We start from the raw sequence: 24,168 nt of genomic DNA, 5'->3' as shown, positions 1-24,168 counted from the left end.
CATGACGTGGATCGCCGCGGTCGCGCGGTTGCGGGCACGCCGGGAGTCCGGCGTGCTGGTGACCGTCGCGACCGTGCGCGGCCATGCCCCGCGCGACGCCGGAGCCAAGCTCGTCGTCGGACACAGCGAGGCATGGGGCTCGATCGGCGGCGGCAACGTGGAGGCCGTCGCCATCGACCGCGCACGAGAGATGCTCACCGCGGCCAAGGCGGAGCCGGAACTGATGGATTTCGCCCTGAACGACAAAGTGACCAACCAGCACGGCGTGCAGTGCTGCGGCGGCACGGTCTCGGTCCTGCTCGAACCACTGCCGGTGGTACGGGCGGTGGCGATCTTCGGCGTGGGACACGTCGGGCTGGAACTGGCGCGCATCCTGGCCCGCCAGGATCTCGACCTGCACCTGATCGACAGCCGCTCGGACATGCTCACCGACGAGCGGCTCGACGCACTCTCGGACTCGGTGGCGCAGCTTCACGTGCATCACACGCCCCTGCTGCCCGAGGAGATCCTCGAAGACCTGCCGCGCGGCACCCACATCCTGATCATGACCCACGACCACGCCGAGGACGCGGCCCTCTGCGACGCCGCCTTGCGCACCACCGACCTCGGCTCCGTCGGGCTGATCGGGTCGGCGGCCAAGTGGGCACGGTTCCGCAAGCGCCTCGCCACCGAGGGCGGACACGACGACGCCGCCATCGACCGGATCCAGACCCCGATCGGACTGACCGACATCACGGGCAAGGAGCCCGCGACGATCGCGGTGAGTGTCGCGGCGGATCTGCTGCGGACGTTCGAGAGCGAGGGGGAGCCTGCCTGACCCGGACCGGACGTGTCCGCCCCGCTCGGTCGGATCAGAACTGGGTGTCCAGCCATTCCCGGAACGTGGGACCGGCGAGCTTGGCGTGTGAGCTGGGCAGGAATCCCCCCGCTGCCGCGATCTCGGCGTCGGGCATGCCGGAGCCGTCGACCCCGACCACCTTGATGCCTCGGCGGGCGCCGAGAAGTTCCGCCGCCTCGGACATGATTTCCTTGCGGGGCCCGGCGATCTCGGGGACCGGCACTCCGGGACCGGGCCGCGCGGCGGCGGGGTCGGCGGCCAGGTCGACCAGTGTCTCGGCCACGGTGCGGCAAGCCACGAGCTGGGTGGGCAGGGCCGGGACGTGGGCGACGTCGCCCTGCCGCCAGTCCAGGAGCTGGCCGACGAACTCGTGGAACTGCGCGGCCCGCAGGATGCGGGCGGGCAGCGGGCCGGACAGGTGGGCTTCCTCGTGCGTCTGCTGGGCGGCGACGAAACCGGCGGTGGCCTTGTCCGTGCCGATGATCGACACGGCGACGATCCGGTCGACTTCCGCACGCCGACCGGCTTCGTGCAGGTTGCCGGTGGCGGTCCGGAAGAACCTCGTGGCGGCCTCCTGGTCGGAGGCGTGCCACGACGCGACGTCGATGATGACGTCGACACCGATGAGCGCGTCGGCCAGGCCCTCACCAGTGATCACGTCCACACCGCTGGCGCGGGACATGGGCACCACGTGCTGCCCCCGTTCCGTGAGGACGTCCACGACGTGGCGTCCCAGCCGTCCGGTTGCCCCTGCCACGGCGAATTTCCTGATGCTCATGTTCCCTACCCTTCTCGGACGCCGGAGATGATGTCTGAGTGATACGACGGCGTACGGAACTTGCGGTGCGTACGCGTGGCGTCCTGATGCACACGAGACGTCGGTGCCTCATCACTCGTAACGGTCACGACCGTGTGACGTAGGCCATGCGTCGTGGGTGTTACGCACCATCGCCGTCAGACGTCCTGTGCACGGACCAGGGCCGGGCAAGACGGGGAAGCGAACAGGCGGGAGTCGGGTATGAGTGAGCGCAGCGGACGGATCACGGACACCCACGAGCCGCTGGATCGCGTTGCTCGGGTGGAGGCGCAGGACGACGCCACCGAGGTGTTCCTGGCCCACAGAGACCTGCTGTTCACCGTCGCCTACGAGATCCTCGGTTCGGCCGCCGATGCCGAAGACGTGCTGCAGGAGACCTGGCTGCGGTGGGCAGTCGTCGATCAGGCGATCGTACGCAAGAAGCGCGCGTACCTGGTACAGATCTCCACCCGGCAGGCCCTGGACCGGGTACGCGCGCTGGGTCGGCGCAAGGAGTCCTACGTAGGATCATGGCTGCCCGAGCCGCTGCTGACCGCGCCCGACGTCGCGGAGGACATCGCCCTGGCCGACAGCGTCTCCATGGCGATGCTGCTGGTACTGGAGACGCTCGCGCCGGTCGAGCGTGCGGTGTTCGTACTCCGCGAGGTGTTCGACCTGTCGTACGACGAGATCGCCGATGCGGTCGACAGAAGCCCGGCGGCGGTTCGCCAACTCGCCTATCGGGCACGGGTACACGTCGCCGCGCGCCGACCACGCGGCACCGCGTCCCCGGCCCAGACCAGGGCTGCGCTCCACGCCTTCCAGCAAGCCGTCGAAACCGGTGAACTGCAGAGCCTGCTCGACATCCTCGCACCCGACGTCGTTGCCCTCAGCGACGGCGGCGGAGTCCGACACGCCTTGCTGCGGCCCATCGTGGGCGCGGACAACGTCGCCCGCCTGTTGGCCGCGGGCTGGTGGAAACGTGGGGCCGCACGGACGCTCGAACCGGTACAGATCAACGGCGGCCCGGCCCTCCTCGTCCGGGTCGACGGCGAGGTCGACGGCGTCCTGGCCGTGCGCCTCGAGAACGGCTACGTCACCGGCGCCTACCACGTCCGCAACCCCGACAAGCTGTCGCACCTGGAACACGAGACCGCCATCGGCCGCTGATGCTGAGGTTGGACCCAGGTGCCCTGGGGGGAGCCCGAGACGCAAGGTGCGTGGGAGTCGTGAAGAAATCGCGCATGAATCTTCAAATTCGGTCACATGAGCGGAAAACTCGGAGGGCTCACACGGCGTTTCGAACAGGTCGGGCGCCGCCCCACGTGATGGGAGACCGATCAACGATGTTCACTCTGGCACGGAGCAAGGCACGGAGCAGAGTGCGGACCGCCGCACTCGCGCTCTCGGCCGTCGCGGCCCTCACCCTCGGTACGACCGCCATGACCGCCACGACCGATGCGGCGGCGGCTCCCTCGCCTGCCCCGGCGCCCAAGAAACAGGGGCCGACCTCGGTGGCGTACGTCGAGGTGAACAACAACAGCATGCTGAACGTCGGCAAGTACAGCCTCGCCAACGGCGGCGGCAACGCCTTCGACGTCGCCGTGATCTTCGCGGCGAACATCAACTACGACACGAGCAAGAAGGCGGCGTACCTGCACTTCAACGAGAACGTGCAGCGGGTCCTCGACAACGCCGCCACCGAGATACGGCCGCTGCAGGACAAGGGCATCAAGGTCGTCCTCTCGGTGCTCGGCAACCACCAGGGCGCCGGGTTCGCCAACTTCCCGTCGCAGCAGGCGGCTTCGACGTTCGCGAAGCAGCTGTCGGACACCGTGAGCAAGTACCGCCTCGACGGCATCGACTTCGACGACGAGTACGCCGAGTACGGCAACAACGGCACCGGCCAGCCCAACGCGAGCTCGTTCGTACACCTGGTGACGGCGTTGCGCGCGAACATGCCGGACAAGATCGTCAGCCTCTACAACATCGGACCGGCCGCGTCGCGCCTGTCCTACGGCGGCGTCGACATCTCGTCCAAGTTCAACTACGCCTGGAACCCGTACTACGGCACCTGGCAGGTTCCCGGCATCTCCCTGCCCAAGTCGAAGCTGTCGCCCGCGGCCGTCGAGATCGGCGGGACCTCGCAGAGCACGGTCGCGAGCCTTGCCCGGCGCACGGTGAGCGAGGGGTACGGCGTCTATCTGACGTACAACCTCGACGGCAACGATCGCAGTGCGGACGTCTCCGCGTTCACGAGGGAGCTGTACGGCAGTGACGCTGTCTACACGCGGTAGGGCGACGGCACGGCACATCCCGTAGAGCGCTCAACCCGCGTACAAGCCGCGCCTCCGACAACGATGTCGGAGGCGCGGCCGTACTGCGCGGTCACCTCAGGAGGTCGGGGGAGCGGAGCATCTGCGGCGGGACGTTCCAGGCGTCGACGAGGTCGTCCGCGATCGGCCGGACCCTCCGGCACAGGTCGTTCACCTCGCGGTGGATCGCCTTGGAGCGCTGGACCGTCAGCCGTCCGTGCTCCATGAACCAGGCGCGGTCCGCCTCGATGGTGGAGAGGGCGAAAAGGTCACACAGCAGGGCCAGCGCGGCCTTGTTCTCCCCGCCGTTCTCCCCTTCGCTGCCGCCGTCGCCGCTCCCGTCGGGCAGCTGCCGCACCTTGTCGACGAACGCTTCGAGCACCAGTCGCTCGACGTGCGCGTGGGCCACCGCGATGACGTGGTCCTGCACCTGCGAGAAGACGACGCCCGGATGCTTCCCCTGGTCCACCCCGCGCTTGAGCCGACGCGCCAGACCGGCGAGCATGTGCTCCTCACGGAAGCGGAGCATGGCGAGCTGGTACTCCGAGTCGAAGAGGCCCGCTTCCTGGTCCCACTCGTCGCCCCCGGGCAGCAGGTCGCGTACCCGTTCGAGCAGCTTGTGGGCGGAGGTCTTCTCGATGACCGTGTCGACGGCGAGGCCCGTGACGTACCGGACCATGCCGAGCTGGTCCATGTTCTCGAACTCGCTGGCATAGTGCGTCAGCAGCCCCTTCGCCACCATCTGCAGCAGCACGTGGTTGTCGCCCTCGAACGTCGAGAAGACGTCGCTGTCGGCCTTCAGGGCGGCGAACCGGTTGACGGCGAGATAACCGGCGCCTCCGCACGCCTCGCGGCACTCCTGGATCGTGCGCGTGGCGTGCCAGGTGCCGAGGGCCTTGGTGCCCGCGGCCCGTGCCTCCAGTTCGCGCCGTGCGCGCTCGTCGTCGTCGAGGCCCGAGAACACCTCGTGCAGCTGCGTGCGCACGACGTCCTGGGCGAAGTGCAGCGCGTACGTGCGTGCGATGAGCGGCAGCAGACGGCGCTGGTGCATGCCGTAGTCGAGGAGCACCTGCTCCTCGCCGTCCGATGCCGCCTCGAACTGTCGGCGGCGGTTGGCGTACTTGGTGGCGATCGTCAGAGCGACCTTGCTCGCGTTGATGGCGCCGCCCGCGACGCTCACCCGCCCCTGGACCAGCGTGCCGAGCATGGTGAAGAAGCGGCGGTCGGGGTTGTCGATCGGGCTCTGGTAGACCCCTTCCGGGGTCACGTCGGCGAACCGGTTGAGCAGCGCCTCGCGGGGCACGCGCACGCCGTCGAACCAGATCCGGCCGTTGTCGACGCCGTTGAGACCCATCTTGCGACCGTCGTCCTCGATCCGGACGCCGGGGGCCACCGCACCGTCCACGCGGACCGGCACGACGAAAGCGTGCACGCCCTTGTGCTCCCCGCCCACCTCCAGCTGGGCGAAGACGACCGCCAGCTCGGCGTGGCGGGCCGCGTTGCCGATGTAGTCCTTGCGCGCCGCGTCGCCATGGGTGGTGATGACGAACTGCCCGCTGTCGGCGTCGTACCTGGCCACGGTGCCGAGGGCCTGGACGTTGGAGCCGTGCCCGGTCTCGGTCATCGCGAAGCAGCCCATCAGCTCCCCGGTGATCAGACGCGGCAGATACGCCTCGTGGTGGCGCTCCGTGCCGAGCTGCAGGATCGCGCCGCCGAAGAGCCCGAACTGCACGCCGACCTTCACCAGCACCGAGAGATCACCGAAGGCGAGCGTCTCGAACGCGGCGATCGACGCGCCGACGTCACCGCCCCCGCCGTACTTCTTCGGGAAGCCCATGCCGGTCTGCCCCGTCGCCGCCAACTCGACGACGACGTCCCGCACGCGCTCACGGAACTCGTCGAACCCGAGCTGTTCCGCTTCGTCCAGAACGCCCGCGTACGTCGCCAGATTGGCCCGCACCAGAGTGCGGACCTCGGAGTACTCGCCGTCCAGCAGCTCGGCGAGAGCTCGGACGTCGACGGCGGGCGGCACGTAGCCCCCCGGGGAAACGGCGCTGTCGGTGACCATGACGCCCTGCTACCCGACCGTGCGGTGATCAAATCGGTCAGTTGCTCCATTCAGGCGGACGGACTTCCGCGTCATGACTGCTGAGTACAGTGATCGAACAGTCGGCGACCGCGAATGCCGCCGACGAGCCGTCGTAGCCACACCCCTGGAGAAGCCGTGACACCGCACCACCCCCTCGACCACGCCGCGCGCCGAGCCGCCACGACGACAGGTCGGCGAACGGGCAGGGGCGCCGCGGTATGCGCCGTGGCCCTACCGGTGGCACTCCTGGCCCTGCAACTCGGCTCCGGCACCGTGGCCCAAGCCGATACGCAAGCCCAGCCCCAGATTCGGACCCAGGAGCACGCCGGAGCGGAGCCGCGCAGCGCGAACCCGCTCGTGGCCCCCGACCGGGCGACGATCACGGAAGGCCAGGTCAAGGAGGTGGCGAAGGGCGGTGTGCTCACGTATCCCAGCGTCACCAGCTGCCTCACGGTGACCGTGCGCCTGAAGGACGGCGGCCTTGTCGGGGCGCACGCCAGCCTGTTCCAAGTACCGGGTGAACTGCGTTCGGACCAGATCCTGGCCGCGCTCAAGGGCCGCGTCGGTGACCGCCCCGTGGCCGCGGTCGAGGTCAGAGGGGCAGTGGGCGCCTGGCACCCCAGCTACTTCGTGAAGGCGATCGAGAGCTACGGCGACGGCGAGCAGCCACCGGTCCCGACCGGCCAGGACCTGGACGGGATCGCCCGGTCGGTGTCGCAGGGGCTCGGCCAGCCCCGCGGCACGGTCACGGTCGAGGACGTGCCGGATGGCGACCAGATCGTCAGCTGACACTGCAGGTGGGTTGCTTGCTGGGTGGTCCCACGGGCATGAGGTAGGGCCGCCTCGGTCGGCCGGCCCGTTGCCGCTCCTGTCCGCAGACGGCCTGCCCACAGTCGTGGATCTCGATGACACCCGCACGTTCGTTGTGACAAGCCGTACAGGAGAGTGCCGACGTGGACGACCCCCAGGGGAAGGAACCGGAGCGCTACAAGGTCGAGTTCGCCAGCGGTACGGCCGCGTCGGTGCAGAAACGGCGATCCTTCCGCGACCGGGACCGCAATGATATAGAGGCCGACCTGCCCGGCTGGCCCGTTGGCAAGCCGTTCAAGGTCCGCGGGTTCCTCGGCAAGGTGGGACGGCATGTCCTCAACGTCGTCACCGCGCTCCTGATGCTGCCGCTGCACATCCTCGCCGACGCTCTGGGCGGCTATTCGGCGCCCGACAAGCGCGGACCGTTGGAAGACCGGGCGAACGAGGTCGACGACTTTCCCGTCATGTGGGCGGGTACGGGTGAGGCCGCGCGCACGCTGCCCTGGCAGCTCGATCCCTCCCGGCGGCCCATGCGCGTGGTGACCGAGCTGGAGGTGGACGCGGCCGACGGGCTCGTGCGCATCACCTCGTACGAAGACACCGCACGGGGCAATCGGTTCATCGAGTGGGGCGGCGGCGGGAAGGTCCCGGGGTCTGAGGCCGTGCTGTGGTCGATGCCGTTGAAGGAGATCGCGGGGGCGGAGGTCAAGCGTTTCAGTATGGCCGAGTCGGACTTCACGATCCTCTTCCGGGACGGGTCGTGGGCGCGCCTGGAGACACCGGCTCACTGTGCCGAGGAGGTCGTCTCTCTCCTCACGCCGGGCCCGTGACCGCCCCGCCGTCACGTGATCCGGTGATCCGGTCGGTCAACTCTCGGACCACGCGGGAGTGCCCTGGCCCACCGTCCTGCTGCTCTTGAACCCCCGCACCCAGAACTCCGCGGCATGGGCACAGCGAGATGCCGGGGGCCCGTCCGCAACACGGCCGGCGGACGCTCGTGAAGAAGATCGCCGTTTTCGGTCTCCCCGGCACCGGCAAGACCACCTTGGCCCGGGAGCTCGCCGCCCGTACTGCCATCGAGGCCATCAGCTTGGACTCCCTCCTGTTCACTGACAGCGCGCCGCTGCTTCTGCAGGAGTTCCGGACCGCGGCTGCCCGCGTCAGGCACGGCCCGACGTGGATCGTGGAGGCCAACTACTCCAAGCTCGCCGACGTCGTGTGGAGGCGGACCGACATCCTGATCCAGTTCGACTACCCGCTGTCCGTCAGTGCCTGGCGAAGCGTCAGGCGCTGGGCACGCCAGCGCACCGGCCGCGAGCCCGACCCCAACGGCCTGGGCTTCCGAACCACGTTCACCGTCGCCGCTCCATCGTGCGCAACGCCGTCCGCAAGTACCGCACCAACCGGCCGCGATACCTCCGCCAGACGGAGGGAACCGCTGCACTTGACGTCCATGTCCTGCGGATCCGTAGCCCCCGGCAGTCCGCGCGTGGCTCAGACATATCGGACATAGGAGAGGCGGCCAGGGGCTTCGTCGGCACGGTTCGGAAATTCCGTGGACGGACGCGGCGGTGCTCAAGTAGCGTCTGGCCCCGGACCACGCCGCGTGAGACGAACGGAAGGAGGCGAGTGCCGTGCAGTTCTCAACCATCCAGCGCTCCCTCCCCGCTACCCCGGTGTGGCACCTCTGATCCGACCGGGAGCGCTCCTGCCTTACGCATCCCGGAGGAACCCATGACCGATACGGTCATCCGCGTGCTCGACGAGAGCGACGCCCATCTGTTCGACGCACACCCCGACCCATTGAACGCCCGTGCCGCGCACCAGCGGACCACGCACCGCCCCCACTGGAAGCGAGTGGCCCTGCGCGACGGCACCGTCGTCGCCCGCGGTGCCTGGTGGGGCGGCCCCGATGACGAGGAACCCATCAACCTCAACTGGTTCGACGTCGCCGAGGGCGAGGTCGACGCGGGGGCCGAACTCCTGCGCTCCGCCCCGTGGCGGGTCGAACTCGAGATCAACCTGCCCGGCGACTGGCGCGAGCACCCCGCCCTGGCCGCGGCCGCCGAGACGCGCTTCGCCGCCGCCCGGGCCGCCGACTACGAGCTCCTGGTGGAACGCTTCCTGTACCGCTGGACCCCGGAACGCGGGCTGCCCGAGCGGCCCGGGCGCCTTGTCTTCGGCCCCGAGCCCGACGACGCGGTCTTCTTCGACGCGCTGCGCCGCATCCACGCGGTCACGCTGGACGCCCATGCGCTGAAGGCAATCGAGGAGGGCGGCCTCGACCAGGCCGCGCGGGAAGAACTGGAATTCTTCCACTGGTGCCCGTCCCCGCGGGAATGGTGGCAGCTCGCCCGCACCCCGGACGGCGAACTGGCAGGCGTCCACATCCCGGCGCACAACTCCTCCGGACCGACCGTCGGTTTCATCGGTGTCCTGCCGGAGCATCGCGGCCATGGTTATGCCTACGACCTCCTCGCCGAGTGCACCCACTTCCTGGTGGAACAGGGCGCGGAGGTCGTGACCGGCGCCACGGACCGGGGCAACTTCCCCATGGCCGCGAACTTCACCAAAGCCGGTTTCCCCGTGGTGCGCGAACGGATCAACTTCCACCCGGTTGCCCGGGCCGCCTCCAGTGCCCGCTGACATCACCGGCTGACACCAACAGTGGCGGTCGTGGGCGATCACTGGCGAACCTGCACGGCACCCGTAGCCCTGTCGATCGTGAGGGCGGTGGTGGTCGAGCAGGTTGCCTGGCCCGTTGATTTCGTCCGGTTGGGCGCATGAAGGCAGGGCCTCCGGTGCAGCACGAGCGTTGTGAAGCCAACTCGTCTGCCCCGGAGGTCCTGTTGTCGAAGTTCTACGTCGCGTCGCGGGTTGTCTTCAACTCGGTGCGTTCCTCCCGCGATTGCCTCGCTCACCGGTTCGGGAACGCAGCCGACCGGCCGGACCGGGTCCCGGCCTGGATGGAGGGGCGGGGGCAGTCGGAGGGCTACCGCCATCGGTAGATGCCTGATGCGGTCTTCTACGTCACCGACAACGGCATCAAGTGGCGTGCGATGCCCGCCGATCCTCCGGCGTGGGACCGGTTCTACGCCTTAGAGTTCGCACCGCGCAGGGCCGCGATCGTGAGCCGAGTGCGGGAATCATCGACTGGTAGTCGGTGAAGGCAACCGCCTCGATGTCCGCCGTCTCACGGGGCTTTGACGGCGGGAAGAAGGCCAACGGAAGGCGCCTGCACGTCATCACCGCCAGCCTCGGCCTGCCGCTGATGGTCTGGGTGACCGCCGCGAAAGTCACCTACCGCCAGGTCGCCCACGCCATGCTGCCCGTGCTGTGGACGCGGTTCAGACGGTCGAAGTGATCGCTCGCGTGACGGCCGTGATCGACGGGGCGGGGTGGCCGGAGAGGCGTGCCACGAGCACCCGGCGGATCTCGGGAGGTGCGCCGTCGACGCGCAGCAGGCTCACCCCGGGCGGCAGCACCGGTGAGAACCGGGACGGCACAGTGGTCACGCCGAAGCCCCCGGCAACCAGGTGGAGCTTCGTCAGCCAGTCGCGCGCGGAGTGGACGACGCGCGGCCGTCCGGGCAGGCCGGGCCAGACGCCGAGCAGCGGCTCGGAGCTCGATGACGGGGCGGCGATCCATGCGGCGTCGACCAGTTCGTCGACGTGCACCGTGGCGCGTCCGGCGAACTCTCCGGTCGATGGCACCGCCACGGCCAGTTCGGTGTCCGCGACGGTCTCGACGTGCAGGCGCGGCGAGTCGCCGTCGAAGGGCCGGTGGGGTGGTCGGGACGTCAGCACGGCGAGGTCGAGCGAGCCCGCGCGCAAGGCCCGGATCAGGGTGGGCGTGGTGCCCTCGCGGGTGGTGACCGTGATCTGCGGGTCGGCCTCCGCGAGGTGTGCGAGTGCGGCGGGCACGATCGTCGAGCCCGCGCTCAGGACCATCCCGAGCCGCACCAGTTCGGTCCGCGGGGCGGTGCCGATGAGCTCACGCTCCGCCGCCGCGAGCGAGGCGAGGACCGTGTGGGCGTGCCGCAGCAGGGTCAAGCCTGCGGGCGTGAGCCGTACCCCGTCCGGGCGGCGTTCGAACAGGGTGGTGCCTGCGCTGTGCTCGAGGGCGGCGGCCTGGCGTGAGACGGCCGACTGCGTGTAGCCGAGCCGGGCGGCTGCCGCGGTGAAGCTGCCTGACTCAGAGATCTGCCGCAGGACCCGCAGTCCCGTACTGGATACGTCCATGCGTCATACGCATACCACACATGCGAGATCATCGCTTCCCGCATACCCGTCCCGCTCCTAATGTCGATCCCACGAGCACGGAAGAGCACGGACGAACACGGAGGTCATCACGTGCGAGCAGCAGTTCTGACGCGGTTCGGCGCCCCGCTCACGGTGCGGGAGGTCCCCGACCCCGAGGCCGGGGGCGGTGAGGTGGTGGTGGAGATCCTCGCCGCAGGCGTGGCGCCCTACGCGGCCGAAGTCTTCGGCGGCCAGCGGAAGTACCCCCTTGTCCCTCCTGTCGTACCCGGTGTCGGCGGAGTGGGACGGATCCTCCACGTCGGCCCGGACGCCACCCGGCTGCGCGTCGGCGACCTGGTGTGGTGCGACTCGACGGTGCGCTCGCGGGACGACGCCCTGACGCCCGACATCACGCTCCAGGGCTGGAGCTCGCGGGGCGAGGGCGGCGCGCGGCTCGCCGAGTACCTGCACGACGGCGCGTTCGCCGAGCTCATGCGGGTCCCGACGGAGAACGTCTTCCCGCTGCCCGCCGCGGCCGGGGACGATCCGGCCCGCTGGGCCGCGCTCACCGTGCACACCATCTCCTACGGCGGGCTGCTGGCAGGCGGACTCGCAGCGGGCGAGACGTTGCTCGTCAGTGGAGCCACCGGCAACCTCGGCAGCAGCGCTGTCGCCGTCGCGCTCGCGATGGGTGCGGGCCGGGTGGTCGCCCCCGGCCGCAACAAGGCCGCGCTCGACCTCCTCGCCGACCGCTTCGGCCCGCGTCTGCGTCCGGTCCCGCTCACCGGAGACGAGGCAACCGACCGCGCGGCGATGTCGACGGCGGCCGACGGCCCGATCGACATGGTGATCGACCTGCTCCCGCCGAGCGCACCCAGTTCGGCCTCGCGTGCGGCGGCCATGAGCGTGCGCGAGTACGGCCGCGTCGTCCTCATGGGCGGCGTCGGCATGCTCGGCGGCGACGACCTCGCACTCCCGTACCCATGGATCATGCGCAACTCGATCACCGTGCGCGGGCAGTGGATGTATCCGCGTACAGCCAACGTCGGCATCATCCGGCTCCTTGCCTCGGGCTCTTTGGATCTCGCCCCCGAACGGGTCCGGTCGTTCGACCTCGATGCCGTCAACGACGCCATCACGTACGCCGCCGCGCACGGTGGCCCCTTCGACCGCACCAGCCTCACCCCATCGGCAGGCTGACAAGGCGCACTGCCTGAGCGCGGCCGGGCCCGCGCCATAAGGCGGCGTCACCGATTCGGCATCGGAGGGCGGGCTCCAACGGGCGGGCTTCAGCCCAAATCGACCTCTGTTACACACCTGTGCCGATTAGCCCTACAACGAACCCCGGAGGCGCGTCGTCTAGCAGGTGGGATCCAACCCGTAGACGAATGACGAATGACGAATGAGGAGTGGGCAGCGATGGGGGACATACGCAGACGAGGAGCCGCGGTCGTGGGGATCACCATGTTGGTGGCCCCGCTCACGGTGGCGCTCGGCACTGGCAGTGCTCAGGCAGCGACGTGCTCGACACAGACCGGTCCGTACCAGAAGCAGGTGGAGAAGTTCCTCGGCCGCCCGGTGGACGGCAGGCAGTCGACGGCTGACTGCAAGGTCATCCAGGCCTTCCAGACCAAGCACCAGATCACCCCGAACGCCGGTTACGCGGGCAGTGTCACCTGGGGCGTCATGAACCTCATGAACAAGCAGAAAGCGGTGGGCAACAACCCCAACAAGGCGGGCAAGTGCCCGACCAACAAGGGGCGCATCGCCTGTGTCGATCTGACGCTTCAGATCAGCTGGATCCAGGACGGCAAGAACCTCAAGTACGGCCCGGTTCCGGTGCGCACCGGCCGCAATGGCCACGAGACCCGCACGGGCCTGAAGAAGGTCTACTGGCGCGACATCGACCACGTGTCGAGCATCTATCACGTGCCGATGCCGTACAGCCAGTTCTTCGACGGCGGTCAGGCGTTCCACTCGGTCGGCATCAGCGTCTGGGCCCCGCCGGGCTCCCACGGCTGCGTCAACATGACGAAGAAGGACGCCGCGAAGTACTGGAGCACGCTGCGCAAGGGCGACGACGTCTTCGTCTACGGCCGCAAGCCGGGCACCTGATGCACGGCGGCTGCATGCGAACCCGATGACCGGCGCCTCCGCGCGGAGGCCGCCAGCCTGGACGCAGGCTCTCACGTCCCCCTGGTCTCCGGCCGACCAAGTGCTCGTCGGCCGGACAGGCCCAGGAGTGGATCAGCACGCACCGACCCGCAACGAACTGATGTTGTCGTTCCGGTTGTACTGAGAGGTGTTGCCCTGCCAGTTCCCCACCGGCCACGTCGCGCCGTCACGGTTGATGTTCAGCCAGGTGCAGAACGTCTTACCGGTCCTGTTCCACACCGAGGAGATCTGGTCGTTCAGATCGAAGTCGCGGAGATCGTCGGAGCCCACCTGGAACCGCGCCATCCGGCCCCACCCTCCCGCGTCCTCCCAGGCGCAGAACCAGCCGACGGGGCAGTCCTGGTACGCGGTGATCGACACATCCGTCGCGGCCGGCGCCGTGGAGGCCTGGGCGGCGGGAACAGATACCAGCACTCCGGCCGCGGCGAGTCCCACCGCGGAACAGAGTCGTGTGAACCGTTGCATGAGGGTAGTGCCCTCCTTCGATTCAGGGGCATGTGTCGCCGGGGGAGTCCGGCCGTTCGCCCCGCATCGCGCGGGGAAGCGCGGCGTTCTCAGGTTGTTCTCAGGAGCGGTCTCGGGGGCGTTCTCAGGTGCATTGTGGCCGTGGTTCGTATGGGACGTCCCGGGCGCGCGTGACTCTGGCCGAAAAGCTGCCATCGCCCGTACGACCGGCCAGGGCGATGCCGGTCCGGGACGCGACGTTCAACTTCCGCATGATGCGCGCCACATGGTGCTCGACGGTCCGGGTCGACAGCACCAGGCTCTCGGCGATCTCCCGGTTCGCCCGCCCCTGCACGACGAGTTGAGCCACTTCCTGTTCGCGGGGCGAGAGCTGGTCGCCGTACCCGAGGCGGCCGCGGCGGTGGGTGGTGACGATGTCGTGGCGGCGCAGCAACCGCTGACAGCGGGCGACGTCCCAGCGCGCGCCCAGTTCGCGGTAGGCCTCGACGACGTCCTGGATGACTCCGGCCGCCAGAGCGACGTCCCGCGCCGCGCCGGGCACTTCGAGCAGGCAGCGCCCACGGGCCTCGGCCGCCCGCGCGGCGTCGAAGGGCCGACCGAGCCCGCGCCACCGGACCTCCGCGTCCTCCCACAGGCCGACGGCCTCGTCCGGCCGCTCGTCGGCCTCGGCGAGCAGTGCCCGGCACATGGTCAGCGCGGCGCGGGCCGCGGGCGCGTCAAGGCGCCCGGTCGCCGCGTCGAACCCGGCGACGAGTCGCCGGGCCCGCCCGCCCTGCCCGCTGCTGCACAGGGCCTCCACCGCGGTGGGCGCCACCTCGCCCGCCCACACCCAGCCGCCGGTGCGCTCCAGACGGTGCAAGGTCTCCTCCACTGCCTCGCACGCCTGGCCGGGGCGTCCCGCCTCCAGATGGACACGGGCTGTGGCGGCGGCAGCGGCGGTGAGGATGACGCCGGTGTCGTAACGGGTGGTCCGGGCCGCCTCCGCCAGGTCGCGTCGGGCTCGCGGGACGTCGCCGAGGACGTGCAGCCCGGTCAGCCCGCGGACCAGCATGGCCTCGGCGGTCAGGTCGGGTATCTCCGCGTAGAGCCGCGTGGTGCGGTCGGCCGCGGCGTGCAGCCCGTCCCACCGCCCCTCGTGCCAGCCGAGCACCAACTGGGCGGTCTGCGTGAGCCCTTCCAGGTACGGGCTGCTGGTCTCGGCGAGGCCGTGGGCGGCCCGCGCGAGGAACTCGCGGGCCCGCGCGTCGTACCCGAGTGCGGTGGCCGCGTGCGCCAGATTGGTCCAGCCGCGCGCGTGGTGCGCGGCTTCCATGGCGGTCGCGGCCGGACCGCGCAGCGCGTCCGCGGCGGCCCAGGCGCGGGGATCGCCGAGCAGCATCAGCGCGGTCGCCCGGTTCGCGGCGATGGCGGCGCGGGCGACCGGCTCCGTGACCTGACCGTCGAGCGCCTCGCACCGGTCCAGCCAGTGCAGATGACGGTCGACGGGCCAGCCCTTGATGGACGGGATGGCGGCGACCGCCATGGCGCGGGCGGCGGTCTGCGGGTCCGTCAGCTCAAGGTCCGGTATGGCACGGGCCACCTCGGTCAGGCTGTCCAGTGCCCCGCCGCTCTGGTTGCGGAGCACGACGCTCAGGTGCAGCCGGATCTCGCCGCGCAGCCGGGGCGGCGGGGCGTCCTCGTCGAGCACGCGCCGTACCGCGGCGACCACGCGCCCGTCGGCGCGGGCGAGTTGGGCCGTGCGCGCGAGTTTCGCGGCGGTGCGGATGCGGCCGTCGGCGCGCGGGTCCTCGTCGACGGCGCGCGTGTAGAGGCTGGTCGCGGTGGAGTAGTCGCCAGCTGTGGCGGCCCGGTCGGCCGCGGCGACGAGGCAGCGTGCCCCCTCGCGTACGCGCCCGGCCGCCCGGTACAGCCGGGCGAGGTCGACCAGCGGCAGCGGACCGTCACCGCCCCGGTGCAGGGCCCGCGCGGCGCGCAGACTCAACCGGGCCAGCCGGGGCCCGGGCATGCGCGCCAGCGCGGCGCGGCGGTCCAGCGGATGACGGAAGACGGGGCGGGGGCCGTCGGCCCGCAGCACGGCCCGCCGCAGGCACGTCTCCACGGCCGCCGCGGCGCGGTCGGGGGCGACGTCGCCCACTTCGGCGAGCACGGCGACCGGCACGGGGCGGCCGAGCACCGCCGCCGCCTCGACGATGCGCAGGGCGTCCTCGTCGAGGCGGGCGTACCGCAGTGCGAAGTCGCGCCGGAGCGGTGGCGGAACGCCCACGGACCGCACGGCCGCGAGCACGGAGTCCGCGGTCGGTAGCGCGTTTTCGCAGCCGATGGGTGCCGGGGCTGTCTCCGTCGTGCCGATGCCGATGCCGATGCCGATGCCGATGCCGTCCACGGCGGTCGGCTCCTGGTGTGTCCCGTAGGCGTCGGTGCTGTCGGCGCCGTCGGTCCGCGTGTGCGGTGTGTCGCTCCCCGGACGGCTGTCTCCTCCTGCCGTCATCGGCAGACCGGCGCTCCCGATGTCCCGTACCTCCCGGCTGTCGACCGCGGCCAAGGGGGCGCGTTGGCCGCCCTCCGCCCGAGCGCGCAGCAGGTCTTCGGTGGCCCGCAACAGGGCCTCGGCGACCTCCGGGAGGCCGCCGGTCCACTCGTGCACGAGGACGACCAGATCGTGCAACTCCTCGACGTGCTGCGGATGGTGGACGTGCAGCCACCGGCGTACGAACTCCTCTGTCTCCCCGCACGTCCAGGGCCGGACGTCGATCTCCGCCACCGGGGCCCGCACCGCCAGGCCGACCCCGAAGAGCGGCAGGCCGGGCGCGGCGTCCTCGGTGACGATCAGCCGCAGCCGGGGCGGCATCGCGCTCATCAGGTGGTGGAGCAGGGTGAGGGTGGCGGGATCGGCGTGGTGGACGTCCTCCACGACCAGGACGGCGTCCCCCAGCCCCGCCAGCAACGCCGCGACGGCACGCGGCAACAACGCACGCCACGACGCAGGACCGGCCGCAGCCGCGGGCGGCTCCGGCAGCTGCTCGGCCAACTCCGGTACGAGGAGTCCCACGATCCCGGCGACGGCGGGAAGGGACCATGCCGGACCGCCGGGACGGCACGGCAGCCCGGCGAGGGCGTCCGCTATGGGGGCGGAGGTGAGGGCATTGTCGACGGGTGGTTCTGCGGCGGTGTTGACGGAGGTGCGCCTGCTCGACCCCGGCGGGACGGACGGAAGGCGTGAGACCGGAAGGTGCGTGACGCCGTCGGCGGGGGAGAGGGGCGGCTGAGCTGGTGCACTGCTGCCCCGGACTTCGGGCGCCGCGGCCACCTGCGAGGCTGCGGCAAGGTAGGCCTCGCCGGGCGCAGGTATGTGGGCACCGCCGGGTGCGGCACCACCTGCCCCCCTCGGCTCCGGACACGTCCCGCGCAACTGTGTCCACCCGGCGAACTCCGTCTCACCGAGGACCTCGTCCACCAGACGGGACACGCCCGTCCCTGACTCTCCCCGCACCACCGCGACGACCGGACCCGCGCGCAGCGCGCCCCGCAGACGACGGGTCTCCTCGTCCCGGCCGACGGAATCGCCCCCAGAACCGCCGCTCTCGGTGGCAGCTGCCTCCGCGTCCCAACCGGAGTGGAAAGAGCAATCCGTATCGAGGGAACGATCCGTATCGAGGGAACGGTCCGGATCGAAAGAACGGTCCGTATCGAAGGAACGTCGGGTCACGGCTCCGCCTCTCGCCTGCCGTCACCCCGGGCAATCCGCCCTCGGCGAGGAGGGCGCTGCGCGTCGGTGCACGGCGTTCGTTGAACCGTGGTCTACCCGTCGTTGGTACGACGTCGCAATAGGGGTCCACCACCTACGGAATGCCGACACCCGCCGCCAGGGCGGTCTTCGGACCGTGCGTCGCCCCCAACGACGAGAGGTCCGGACCACAACCACGCCCCGCCTCCCACTCTTTGGGTAGTGCTACGGATTGCTGTGCCGCTTGTGCGTGACCGAAGCTCTGCCCCGTCCGACGACGCCACCTCGTACGTCTCGGTCCCCAGCCCATTCATCCCCGCGTCCTGACCGCACGTATGGCGCACTGTCATGTGCATGGCGTTACTCGCGCACCCGGCACCCCCACATGGTGCAGAGCCCCCACCCCGTACCCGAGGAGAACCCATGAAGATCGACGCTCGCGTCGTCCGGCGCGTACTCGCCGTCGGCGCAAGTACCGCCCTGCTCGCGGGAGTTGCCGCGACCTCCGGCGCCGTCGCCGCTCCCGTGCCGCCGGGCGGCGGCGAAGGCCGCATCGTCGGGGCGGACCGTCCCGGCGCCGTCGACGGCTCGTACATCGTCACCTTCAAGAACTCGGTCGCCCGCGCCGACGTCCCCGCCTCCGCGAAGGCCCTGGCCAAGGAGCACGAGGGGAGCCTGCGCTACACGTACACCGCCGCTCTGCGTGGCTTCGCCGTGCGGATGACGGAAGGCGAGGCCAAGGAACTGGCCGCCGACCCGACGGTGGCCCGCGTGGAAGCCGACGCCGTCGCCTACGCGGTCGACACGCAGACCAACCCGCCCTCCTGGGGCCTGGACCGCGTCGACCAGCGTGATCTGCCGGTCGACAAGAGCTACACGTACGACACGACCGCCTCGGGCGTGAACGCGTACATCGTCGACACCGGCATCCGCATGAGCCACCGCGACTTCGGGGGCCGCGCGGTGAGCGGATACGACTTCATCGATGACGACTCCAACGCCTCCGACTGCCAGGGGCACGGCACGCACGTCGCCGGGACCGTCGGCGGCGGCGCGTACGGCGTCGCCAAGGGCGTCAAGCTGATCGGCGTGCGCGTGCTGAACTGCCAGGGCACGTCGGGCGACACGTGGGCCCCGGTCCTCGCCGGGATCGACTGGGTCACCAAGAACGCGGTCAAGCCTGCGGTGGCCAACATGAGCATCGGCGGCGGCAAGACCCAGTCCGTCAACGACGCGGTGGCCACCTCCATATCCTCCGGGGTGGCCTGGGTCGTGGCGGCCGGGAACAACAACGCCGACTCGTGTTCGTACTCTCCGTCCTCCACCCCGTCGGCCATCACGGTGGGCGCCACCAACAGCCGGGACGCCCGCGCCACCGGCTGGTCCAACGGGCAGGGCTCCAACTACGGCTCCTGCCTGGACATCTTCGCCCCGGGCGACAGCATCGTCTCCTCGTCCAACGCCGGTGACAGCGCCTCGCAGACGATGAGCGGCACCTCCATGGCCTCCCCGCACGTCGCGGGTGCCGCCGCCCTGCTGCTCGCCGCCCACCCGACGTGGACCCCGGCCCAGGTCCGCGACCAGCTGGTCGCGGACGCCACCTCCGGCAAGGTGACCGACCCGCGCACCGGCTCCCCCAACAAGCTCCTGCACACGGGCGGCGACGGCAGCACCCCGCCCACCGGCAAGAAGTTCGAGAACACCGACGACTACCCGATCCGCGACAACGCCACCGTCGAATCGCCCCTCCCCGTCACCGGCGTCACCGGCAAGGCCCCCGCTGACCTCTCCGTGACCGTGGACATCCGGCACACCTACCGCGGCGACCTCAAGGTCGAACTCGTCGCGCCTGACGGAACCGTCCACCTCCTGAAGAACTACGACAGCAACGACAGCGCCGACGACGTCCGGGCCACCTACCGCGTCGACGCCTCGAGTGAGACCGCCGACGGCACGTGGAAGCTGCGCGTGACCGACAACTGGGCCAACGACACCGGGACGATCGGGTCCTGGGCGCTGCAGTTCTGAGCGTCCCGACCGCGCTAAGACAGGGGAGCTTTCTGACCTGCCACAGCCCGCGGAGCGTCGACCGTGTACACGCCGGTCGGCGCCCGCCGGTGTCTTGAGCGCCTCGGCGGCGGCCGGTGCAGGGTCACCTCGTGCAGCGCGCTTCGTGCAGTGAACAGCAGACGTCGCACGTCAAACGTCCGGATCACGTAACGGAGTCCAGCGGGCATACAACCCTCGTCCACACGGGGCTGTCTCCTCCTGCGTCCCAGACGTTCCCGACAGGAGGCCCCGTGCCCCGCCGCACCCTCATCAGCGCCATCGCCGTCGCCGCGCTGACCACCCCCCTCGCCGTCTCCGTCACCGCCGGTACCGCGGCCGCGGCCCCGCAGCCGCCCCGCACCCCGGTCACCGACTTCAACCACGACGGCTACGCCGACCTCGCCGTAGCCGCGCCGCACGGCACCGTGGACGGCGTCGAGAACGCGGGCTACCTCTCCATCGTGTACGGCACCGCCTCCGGGCCCGGCACCGAGCGCCACCAGCGCATCAGCCGCGCCACCCCGGGCGTCCCCGGCGAGCTCCAGGGCACGTTCGCCTTCGGTTACCAGATGGCCCCCGCCGACCTCGACGCCGACGGCTACACCGACCTGCTCGTGACCGGCGGCGACGACAACGGCAACAAGGCGACCGTCCTGTGGGGCTCTGCCTCCGGGCTGACCGGCGCGGACACCCTCCTGCCCCACGAGAACTCCGAGTTCGCCACGGGCGACTTCAACGGCGACGGCAAGCGCGACCTGGTCGTCAACGACGTGCCGAGCGATGACCCCGACGTCTCCGGGATGACCGTCGAGTACGGCCCGTTCACTCGCGCCGGCAAGCCCACGTCCAAGGACAGCGTCGTCACGAGCGACGGGCCCTCCGGCCTCCGCTCCTTCATCACCGGCGACCTGACCGGCGACGGCGTCGACGACATCGTCAGCACGCACGGCTTCGAGGAGATGACGCACGACGCCCGCTTCTTCAAGGGCGGCCGCGGCGGCGTCAGCCACAGTTCCACCAAGCTCGGCACGGCCTACAGCGGCACCGTCGGCGACGTCGACGGTGACGGGTACGGCGATCTGATCACCCGCGACATCGGCAGCGTCACCGAGGTCATCGACTCCCACCCGGGCAGCATCACCATCCAGTACGGCAGCTCGGCAGGACCGACCGACGCGCGCAGGAAGGTCATCACCCAGGCCACCGCGGGCGTCCCCGGAGCCAGCGAGGACGACGACGCGTTCGGCGCCTCACTCAGCGCGGGCGACGTGGACGGCGACGGCAGGGCCGAGGTCGCCGTCGGCGTCCCCGGCGAGAGCCTGGACGCAAGTACCGGCACCGGTGCGGTCGTCCTGCTCAAGGGCGCGGCCAAGGCCGACGGCGGCATGACCGGCAAGGGCGCCGTCGCCTACAACCAGACCACCGCCGGAGTACCCGGCCTCGCCGAGAGCGGCGACGACTTCGGCCGCCAGGTGCGCCTCACCGACCTCGACAAGGACGGCCACGCCGACCTGACCGCCACGGCCCCCGGCGAGGACGGCACCTTCACCGACTCGGGCGCCCTGTGGAACCTCTACGGCTCCACGGGAGGTTTGACCACCACGGACGCGAACACGCTCACGCCGGTGAAGCTCGGCGACCCTGAGAAGGGCGCCAAGTTCGGTCAACAGCTGGCTGGCTGACCACGCACCATATCCGGCCACTCGACCAACCGACTGACCCACTGAACGGCTCGGCGAGATCGGGTACACGCGATCCTGATGGAATGACCAAGAGGGCCACCGGGCGCACCCGGCAGACAGCAGCCGGGTGCGCCGCCATGACCGCACTTGCTGCGGCTCTCATACACATTGCCATCGGCGTGATCGTCAGTATCGCCGTGCCGTCCTTCTTCGGCAGCCCCGAGCCTTCAGAGGAGGAACGGCTTGGCAAGCGGTCAGGGCTGACCCTGTGAAGAGCAGCACAGCCGGAGTAGCAAATACGCCCTGCGGTACACAGCTGAGGCCCAGGCAGGGCGGCCGAGACAGGTCTTCGCCGATTCCAACGCAGTAAGGCCAGAGGCAGAGCGGGCGGGGTGTGCCTTACGGGCTGCGGGCGGTCGGGATGGGGTGGGTAAGTCAATGTGGTCGGGGGCGGCATCGGTGAGGATGCCGAGCCGAGGTGTCCGGCGGCGGCCGCGCGACCGGCTCGCAGCCTGCGACGAGGACCGCCGCCCCGCGCTCCGCACACACGGCGCGCCCGGATCGCCGCCACCGTGATCATCGGCGTCCTGGCTCGCACCGCCTTCGCCCTCGCGGCGCTACTGCTGGCCGTCATGGTGGGCGCGGCCGTCATCACGGCGCGGACGATCACTCAGGCCAGGCAGGGGGAGCGCCGGACGCAGGTGCCGTACTGCCCTCGCTGCTCGGACTGGTTCCGCCACGACGAGGCGCGGACGCGGCCCCGGCATAGGATCGGCGCTCATGAACGACAGTGTGTGACACCCGGTCAGTCGATGCCTTCGATGATGCGGAAGTCGCGCTCGACGCCGTCGGGGAGGGCCACCAGCGCCTTCTGGTATGCCTCGCTCTCGTATGCCGCGACGGCCTGTTCAAAGGTGTCGAACTCGATAAGAACGACGCGTTGCGTGATTCCGGCCTCGTGGGCGACGACTCGACCGCCACGGGACGGGAGGCGGGACAGGACGCGCCCGCCCCCGGCCTGGACAGCCGGACCGGCCAGCTTGTCGTAGGCAGCCAGCGTCTCAGGGGCGGAAGTGGCGGGGTAGACACTGACCCAGTAGCCCTTAGCCATGGAAACCTCCAGTGTTCGGCCGGACACGTCCGACTTCGGATTGACACTCGGATCGATCGGTCCCCGCGACGGGTACTGCGGTCGGTTGAATGGTCATACGCGCAGGTTAGGGCTTGATCTGCGGCCGAGGGAAAGACCAGTACGGGATAGCCTCAGAACGGATCGTTATCAATCGGCAGGGAGGGCACGTGGCGCCGGACACGGTGAGCCTGCGGTACTTCCTGGTGCTGGCGCAGGAGTTGAACTTCACCCGCGCGGCCGCCCGGATCGGTATCGCACAGCCCGCACTCAGCGCCCGGATGCGCCGATTGGAGACGGAACTCGGTACGGCCCTGTTGGTCCGCAACACGCGTAGCGTCGTATTGACCACGGCCGGTGCGGCGTTGGCGGAGTCCGCGCCGCCCGCGCTGGCGGCGCTGGACCGGGCATGGGACACCGCCCGGAGCGCGGCGGCCGGTGAACTGGGCACGCTCCGCATCGGATACAGCCTCAGCGCCGGGGCGGAGACGGCACCGGCCCTGGTGGACAGGCTGATGCGCGGCAACAGCGGACTTGAGGTAGGCGCGGTCCCGATGGCGACACCGGAGATCTCCCCCGCGGTCGCCGACGGCCGCATCGATGCCGGGGTCACCCGCGGTGAACAGCCGGGCCGTGGCGTGCGCCGGTTCCTGCTGCGGCGTGCGCGCATCGGGGTCCAGCTGGCGCAGCACCATCCGCTGGCCGAACGCCCGGAGATCGAGATCGCCGACGCTGCCGCGTATCCGCTGCGACTCCCGGACCGTGCGGCCAACCCCGTGATCCACGATCAGCTGTCCGCACTGTTCCGAGACATCCGACCACACCCCCGATTCCACACGCCCGCAGTCTCTTTCGACATGTCTCAGCGCGACCTGCGCGACGGGGTCACCCTCGCCCCGGCCGGAGAAGCCGCGGCCACGGCACAACCGGCCGGTCTCACCTGGCGACCGCTGCGCGGCGCGCCCAGCCTGACGATCCACCTGGTCCTCCCACGCGAGCAGTCGCCGCTGCACCACCGCATCCGTGCCGTCGCCAAAACCCTGGCGCACGAGCTGCACTGGCTGCCGGACTGACGTGCAAGAGGCCAAGCGAGACGGACCCTTGCGGTGGCGAGGCCGAGGACCTTTCGCCCGGCGGACTTCGCGGTGCTGACGACGGCGGTCTTCCCGAATGTCCGACACGACAACGTCCGACACGACCGCGCTACGCGTCGGCGGGCTAAGGCGCGGTATCCGCCGAGATCTCGGGCTGGGCGAGGACGTAGGCGCGATGCCGAACCGGACAAGCACGAGTATCCGAAAGGTGGGTTCTCAGCGTGCTTCAGGAACCGGCAGGGACAGCCGCACGGTTGCGCAACCATGCCTCCTCAGTGGTGGTGAGATGCGGGTCGGCCAGCTTGGCTTTGAGCGCCTCCTGGACCCGCGGGGTGGGGTCAGTTCCGCACACCACGGGGCCGCGCCCGGTCAGAATGACGTTGTCCGGATGCAAGTCCAAGTGCAGCACCCGGTCATCACCTGCAGTACCGAACCGTTTGGGCAGCCATGCCGGTGCTGACAGCTCATGGAGTCGATCGTGGAGGTCGCCCAGCATCCGACCGAGGGAACGCACCCGCCATGGGCGCCCCGCCAACGCCTCCATCAGCGTCGGTCCGGTCAGCCGCTCAAGAACCATGTCGGTATCGGTGACCTCGTACACCTCGGCACCGGATACCCACTCGCGGCCAGATGTGTCATCAAGCGCGACTCAAGATGGGTCGGCCGCCCGTCATGCCGATACCGTCGCAGCACCCTGGACTCGTCCAGGGTAAACACATCAGCGTCCCGCCCCCGCGCGATCAACTCCATGTCCATGGCGA

At 70.3% G+C, this 24,168-nt stretch carries 21 protein-coding genes; 14 read left to right on the top strand and 7 right to left on the bottom strand.

Going from position 1 to position 24,168, the window contains the following annotated elements; genetic code table 11:
• The first annotated feature begins 1 nt into the window (after nucleotide 1).
• On the top strand, nucleotides 2-817 hold the full coding sequence (gene xdhC / locus AC068B_RS22770; protein ID WP_478673500.1) for a xanthine dehydrogenase accessory protein XdhC: 816 nt from the start codon (nucleotides 2-4) through the stop codon (nucleotides 815-817).
• Between the two features lie 34 nt (nucleotides 818-851).
• Here the strand turns inward: xdhC and AC068B_RS22765 are convergent, their stop codons facing one another.
• Entirely contained in the window at nucleotides 852-1,616 is a 765-nt protein-coding gene (locus AC068B_RS22765; protein ID WP_478673499.1) for an SDR family oxidoreductase, read from the bottom strand.
• A gap of 240 nt (nucleotides 1,617-1,856) precedes the next feature.
• On the opposite strand from AC068B_RS22765, the gene AC068B_RS22760 reads away from it, so the two are divergent.
• Both AC068B_RS22760 and AC068B_RS22755 read left to right on the top strand, forming a co-directional pair.
• Nucleotides 1,857-2,804, top strand: a complete 948-nt coding sequence (locus AC068B_RS22760) for an RNA polymerase sigma-70 factor (protein ID WP_478673498.1) — start codon at nucleotides 1,857-1,859, stop codon at nucleotides 2,802-2,804.
• Nucleotides 2,805-2,980: 176 nt separating this feature from the next.
• Nucleotides 2,981-3,931: an endo-beta-N-acetylglucosaminidase H gene (locus AC068B_RS22755; RefSeq protein WP_478673497.1), complete on the top strand. Its 951-nt coding sequence runs from the start codon at nucleotides 2,981-2,983 to the stop codon at nucleotides 3,929-3,931.
• 91 nt (nucleotides 3,932-4,022) lie between these two features.
• On the opposite strand, the gene AC068B_RS22750 is transcribed toward AC068B_RS22755, so the two are convergent.
• Nucleotides 4,023-6,017, bottom strand: a complete 1,995-nt coding sequence (locus tag AC068B_RS22750) for an acyl-CoA dehydrogenase family protein (RefSeq protein WP_478673496.1) — start codon at nucleotides 6,015-6,017, stop codon at nucleotides 4,023-4,025.
• Between the two features lie 246 nt (nucleotides 6,018-6,263).
• On the opposite strand from AC068B_RS22750, the gene AC068B_RS22745 reads away from it, so the two are divergent.
• The 5 genes from AC068B_RS22745 (at nucleotide 6,264) to AC068B_RS22725 (ending at nucleotide 10,212) form a co-directional block, all read left to right on the top strand.
• Entirely contained in the window at nucleotides 6,264-6,827 is a 564-nt protein-coding gene (locus AC068B_RS22745) for a hypothetical protein (protein ID WP_478673495.1), read from the top strand.
• 164 nt (nucleotides 6,828-6,991) lie between these two features.
• On the top strand, nucleotides 6,992-7,678 hold the full coding sequence (locus AC068B_RS22740; protein ID WP_478673494.1) for a hypothetical protein: 687 nt from the start codon (nucleotides 6,992-6,994) through the stop codon (nucleotides 7,676-7,678).
• Nucleotides 7,679-7,845: 167 nt separating this feature from the next.
• Complete coding sequence (locus AC068B_RS22735; RefSeq protein ID WP_478673493.1) at nucleotides 7,846-8,361, top strand: AAA family ATPase; 516 nt, start codon at nucleotides 7,846-7,848, stop codon at nucleotides 8,359-8,361.
• Nucleotides 8,362-8,582: 221 nt separating this feature from the next.
• On the top strand, nucleotides 8,583-9,494 hold the full coding sequence (locus tag AC068B_RS22730; RefSeq protein ID WP_478673492.1) for a GNAT family N-acetyltransferase: 912 nt from the start codon (nucleotides 8,583-8,585) through the stop codon (nucleotides 9,492-9,494).
• A 517-nt stretch (nucleotides 9,495-10,011) separates the two neighbouring features.
• The gene (locus AC068B_RS22725) at nucleotides 10,012-10,212 is read left to right on the top strand and encodes a hypothetical protein (protein ID WP_478673491.1); all 201 of its coding nucleotides are present in this window, start codon (nucleotides 10,012-10,014) and stop codon (nucleotides 10,210-10,212) included.
• Here the strand turns inward: AC068B_RS22725 and AC068B_RS22720 are convergent.
• The gene (locus AC068B_RS22720; RefSeq protein WP_478673490.1) at nucleotides 10,196-11,089 is read right to left on the bottom strand and encodes a LysR family transcriptional regulator; all 894 of its coding nucleotides are present in this window, start codon (nucleotides 11,087-11,089) and stop codon (nucleotides 10,196-10,198) included. The genes AC068B_RS22725 and AC068B_RS22720 overlap by 17 nt on opposite strands.
• 111 nt (nucleotides 11,090-11,200) lie before the next feature.
• Between AC068B_RS22720 and AC068B_RS22715 the strand changes: the two genes are divergently transcribed.
• The gene (locus AC068B_RS22715; protein WP_478673489.1) at nucleotides 11,201-12,289 is read left to right on the top strand and encodes an alcohol dehydrogenase catalytic domain-containing protein; all 1,089 of its coding nucleotides are present in this window, start codon (nucleotides 11,201-11,203) and stop codon (nucleotides 12,287-12,289) included.
• A 219-nt stretch (nucleotides 12,290-12,508) separates the two neighbouring features.
• Nucleotides 12,509-13,204: a L,D-transpeptidase gene (locus AC068B_RS22710; RefSeq protein ID WP_478673488.1), complete on the top strand. Its 696-nt coding sequence runs from the start codon at nucleotides 12,509-12,511 to the stop codon at nucleotides 13,202-13,204.
• A 132-nt stretch (nucleotides 13,205-13,336) separates the two neighbouring features.
• Here the strand turns inward: AC068B_RS22710 and AC068B_RS22705 are convergent, their stop codons facing one another.
• Together AC068B_RS22705 and AC068B_RS22700 are read right to left on the bottom strand one after the other, a co-directional pair.
• Complete coding sequence (locus AC068B_RS22705) at nucleotides 13,337-13,729, bottom strand: peptidase inhibitor family I36 protein (RefSeq protein WP_356255360.1); 393 nt, start codon at nucleotides 13,727-13,729, stop codon at nucleotides 13,337-13,339.
• A 124-nt stretch (nucleotides 13,730-13,853) separates the two neighbouring features.
• On the bottom strand, nucleotides 13,854-17,435 hold the full coding sequence (locus AC068B_RS22700) for a helix-turn-helix transcriptional regulator (protein WP_478673487.1): 3,582 nt from the start codon (nucleotides 17,433-17,435) through the stop codon (nucleotides 13,854-13,856).
• Nucleotides 17,436-17,876: 441 nt separating this feature from the next.
• Here AC068B_RS22700 and AC068B_RS22695 point away from each other — a divergent pair, with 441 nt between their 5' ends.
• The 3 genes from AC068B_RS22695 to AC068B_RS22685 all read left to right on the top strand — a co-directional run bounded on the left by AC068B_RS22695 (nucleotide 17,877) and on the right by AC068B_RS22685 (nucleotide 21,456).
• Nucleotides 17,877-19,481, top strand: coding sequence for a S8 family peptidase (locus tag AC068B_RS22695; RefSeq protein ID WP_478673486.1), 1,605 nt, complete (start codon nucleotides 17,877-17,879; stop codon nucleotides 19,479-19,481).
• A 272-nt stretch (nucleotides 19,482-19,753) separates the two neighbouring features.
• Nucleotides 19,754-21,184, top strand: a complete 1,431-nt coding sequence (locus tag AC068B_RS22690) for an FG-GAP and VCBS repeat-containing protein (RefSeq protein ID WP_478673485.1) — start codon at nucleotides 19,754-19,756, stop codon at nucleotides 21,182-21,184.
• Between the two features lie 137 nt (nucleotides 21,185-21,321).
• A complete protein-coding gene (locus AC068B_RS22685; protein ID WP_478673484.1) occupies nucleotides 21,322-21,456 on the top strand; it encodes a hypothetical protein in 135 nt (44 codons plus the stop codon).
• Between the two features lie 533 nt (nucleotides 21,457-21,989).
• On the opposite strand, the gene AC068B_RS22680 is transcribed toward AC068B_RS22685, so the two are convergent.
• On the bottom strand, nucleotides 21,990-22,295 hold the full coding sequence (locus tag AC068B_RS22680; protein WP_478673483.1) for a DUF1330 domain-containing protein: 306 nt from the start codon (nucleotides 22,293-22,295) through the stop codon (nucleotides 21,990-21,992).
• Nucleotides 22,296-22,483: 188 nt separating this feature from the next.
• On the opposite strand from AC068B_RS22680, the gene AC068B_RS22675 reads away from it, so the two are divergent.
• Nucleotides 22,484-23,386 carry a LysR family transcriptional regulator gene (locus tag AC068B_RS22675; protein WP_478673482.1) on the top strand — a complete coding sequence of 301 codons (903 nt, stop codon included), beginning with the start codon at nucleotides 22,484-22,486 and terminating at the stop codon, nucleotides 23,384-23,386.
• Between the two features lie 247 nt (nucleotides 23,387-23,633).
• On the opposite strand, the gene AC068B_RS22670 is transcribed toward AC068B_RS22675, so the two are convergent.
• Complete coding sequence (locus tag AC068B_RS22670) at nucleotides 23,634-24,008, bottom strand: BUD32 family EKC/KEOPS complex subunit (protein ID WP_478673481.1); 375 nt, start codon at nucleotides 24,006-24,008, stop codon at nucleotides 23,634-23,636.
• Nucleotides 24,009-24,168 lie beyond the last annotated feature (160 nt).

Source organism: Streptomyces sp. NPDC042371 (assembly GCF_056437465.1).
This window is presented reverse-complemented; position numbering and strand designations above follow the sequence as displayed.

Excerpts from the sequence above, each read along its gene's own strand:
- AC068B_RS22685 (WP_478673484.1), top strand. The coding sequence starts at position 21,322 with ATGACCGCACTTGCTGCGGCTCTCATACACATTGCCATCGGCGTGATC.
- xdhC (WP_478673500.1), top strand. The coding sequence starts at position 2 with ATGACGTGGATCGCCGCGGTCGCGCGGTTGCGGGCACGCCGGGAGTCC.
- AC068B_RS22755 (WP_478673497.1), top strand. The coding sequence starts at position 2,981 with ATGTTCACTCTGGCACGGAGCAAGGCACGGAGCAGAGTGCGGACCGCC.
- AC068B_RS22695 (WP_478673486.1), top strand. The coding sequence starts at position 17,877 with ATGAAGATCGACGCTCGCGTCGTCCGGCGCGTACTCGCCGTCGGCGCA.
- AC068B_RS22750 (WP_478673496.1), bottom strand. The coding sequence starts at position 6,017 with ATGGTCACCGACAGCGCCGTTTCCCCGGGGGGCTACGTGCCGCCCGCC.
- AC068B_RS22765 (WP_478673499.1), bottom strand. The coding sequence starts at position 1,616 with ATGAGCATCAGGAAATTCGCCGTGGCAGGGGCAACCGGACGGCTGGGA.
- AC068B_RS22730 (WP_478673492.1), top strand. The coding sequence starts at position 8,583 with ATGACCGATACGGTCATCCGCGTGCTCGACGAGAGCGACGCCCATCTG.
- AC068B_RS22680 (WP_478673483.1), bottom strand. The coding sequence starts at position 22,295 with ATGGCTAAGGGCTACTGGGTCAGTGTCTACCCCGCCACTTCCGCCCCT.
- AC068B_RS22710 (WP_478673488.1), top strand. The coding sequence starts at position 12,509 with ATGGGGGACATACGCAGACGAGGAGCCGCGGTCGTGGGGATCACCATG.
- AC068B_RS22705 (WP_356255360.1), bottom strand. The coding sequence starts at position 13,729 with ATGCAACGGTTCACACGACTCTGTTCCGCGGTGGGACTCGCCGCGGCC.
- AC068B_RS22720 (WP_478673490.1), bottom strand. The coding sequence starts at position 11,089 with ATGGACGTATCCAGTACGGGACTGCGGGTCCTGCGGCAGATCTCTGAG.
- AC068B_RS22760 (WP_478673498.1), top strand. The coding sequence starts at position 1,857 with ATGAGTGAGCGCAGCGGACGGATCACGGACACCCACGAGCCGCTGGAT.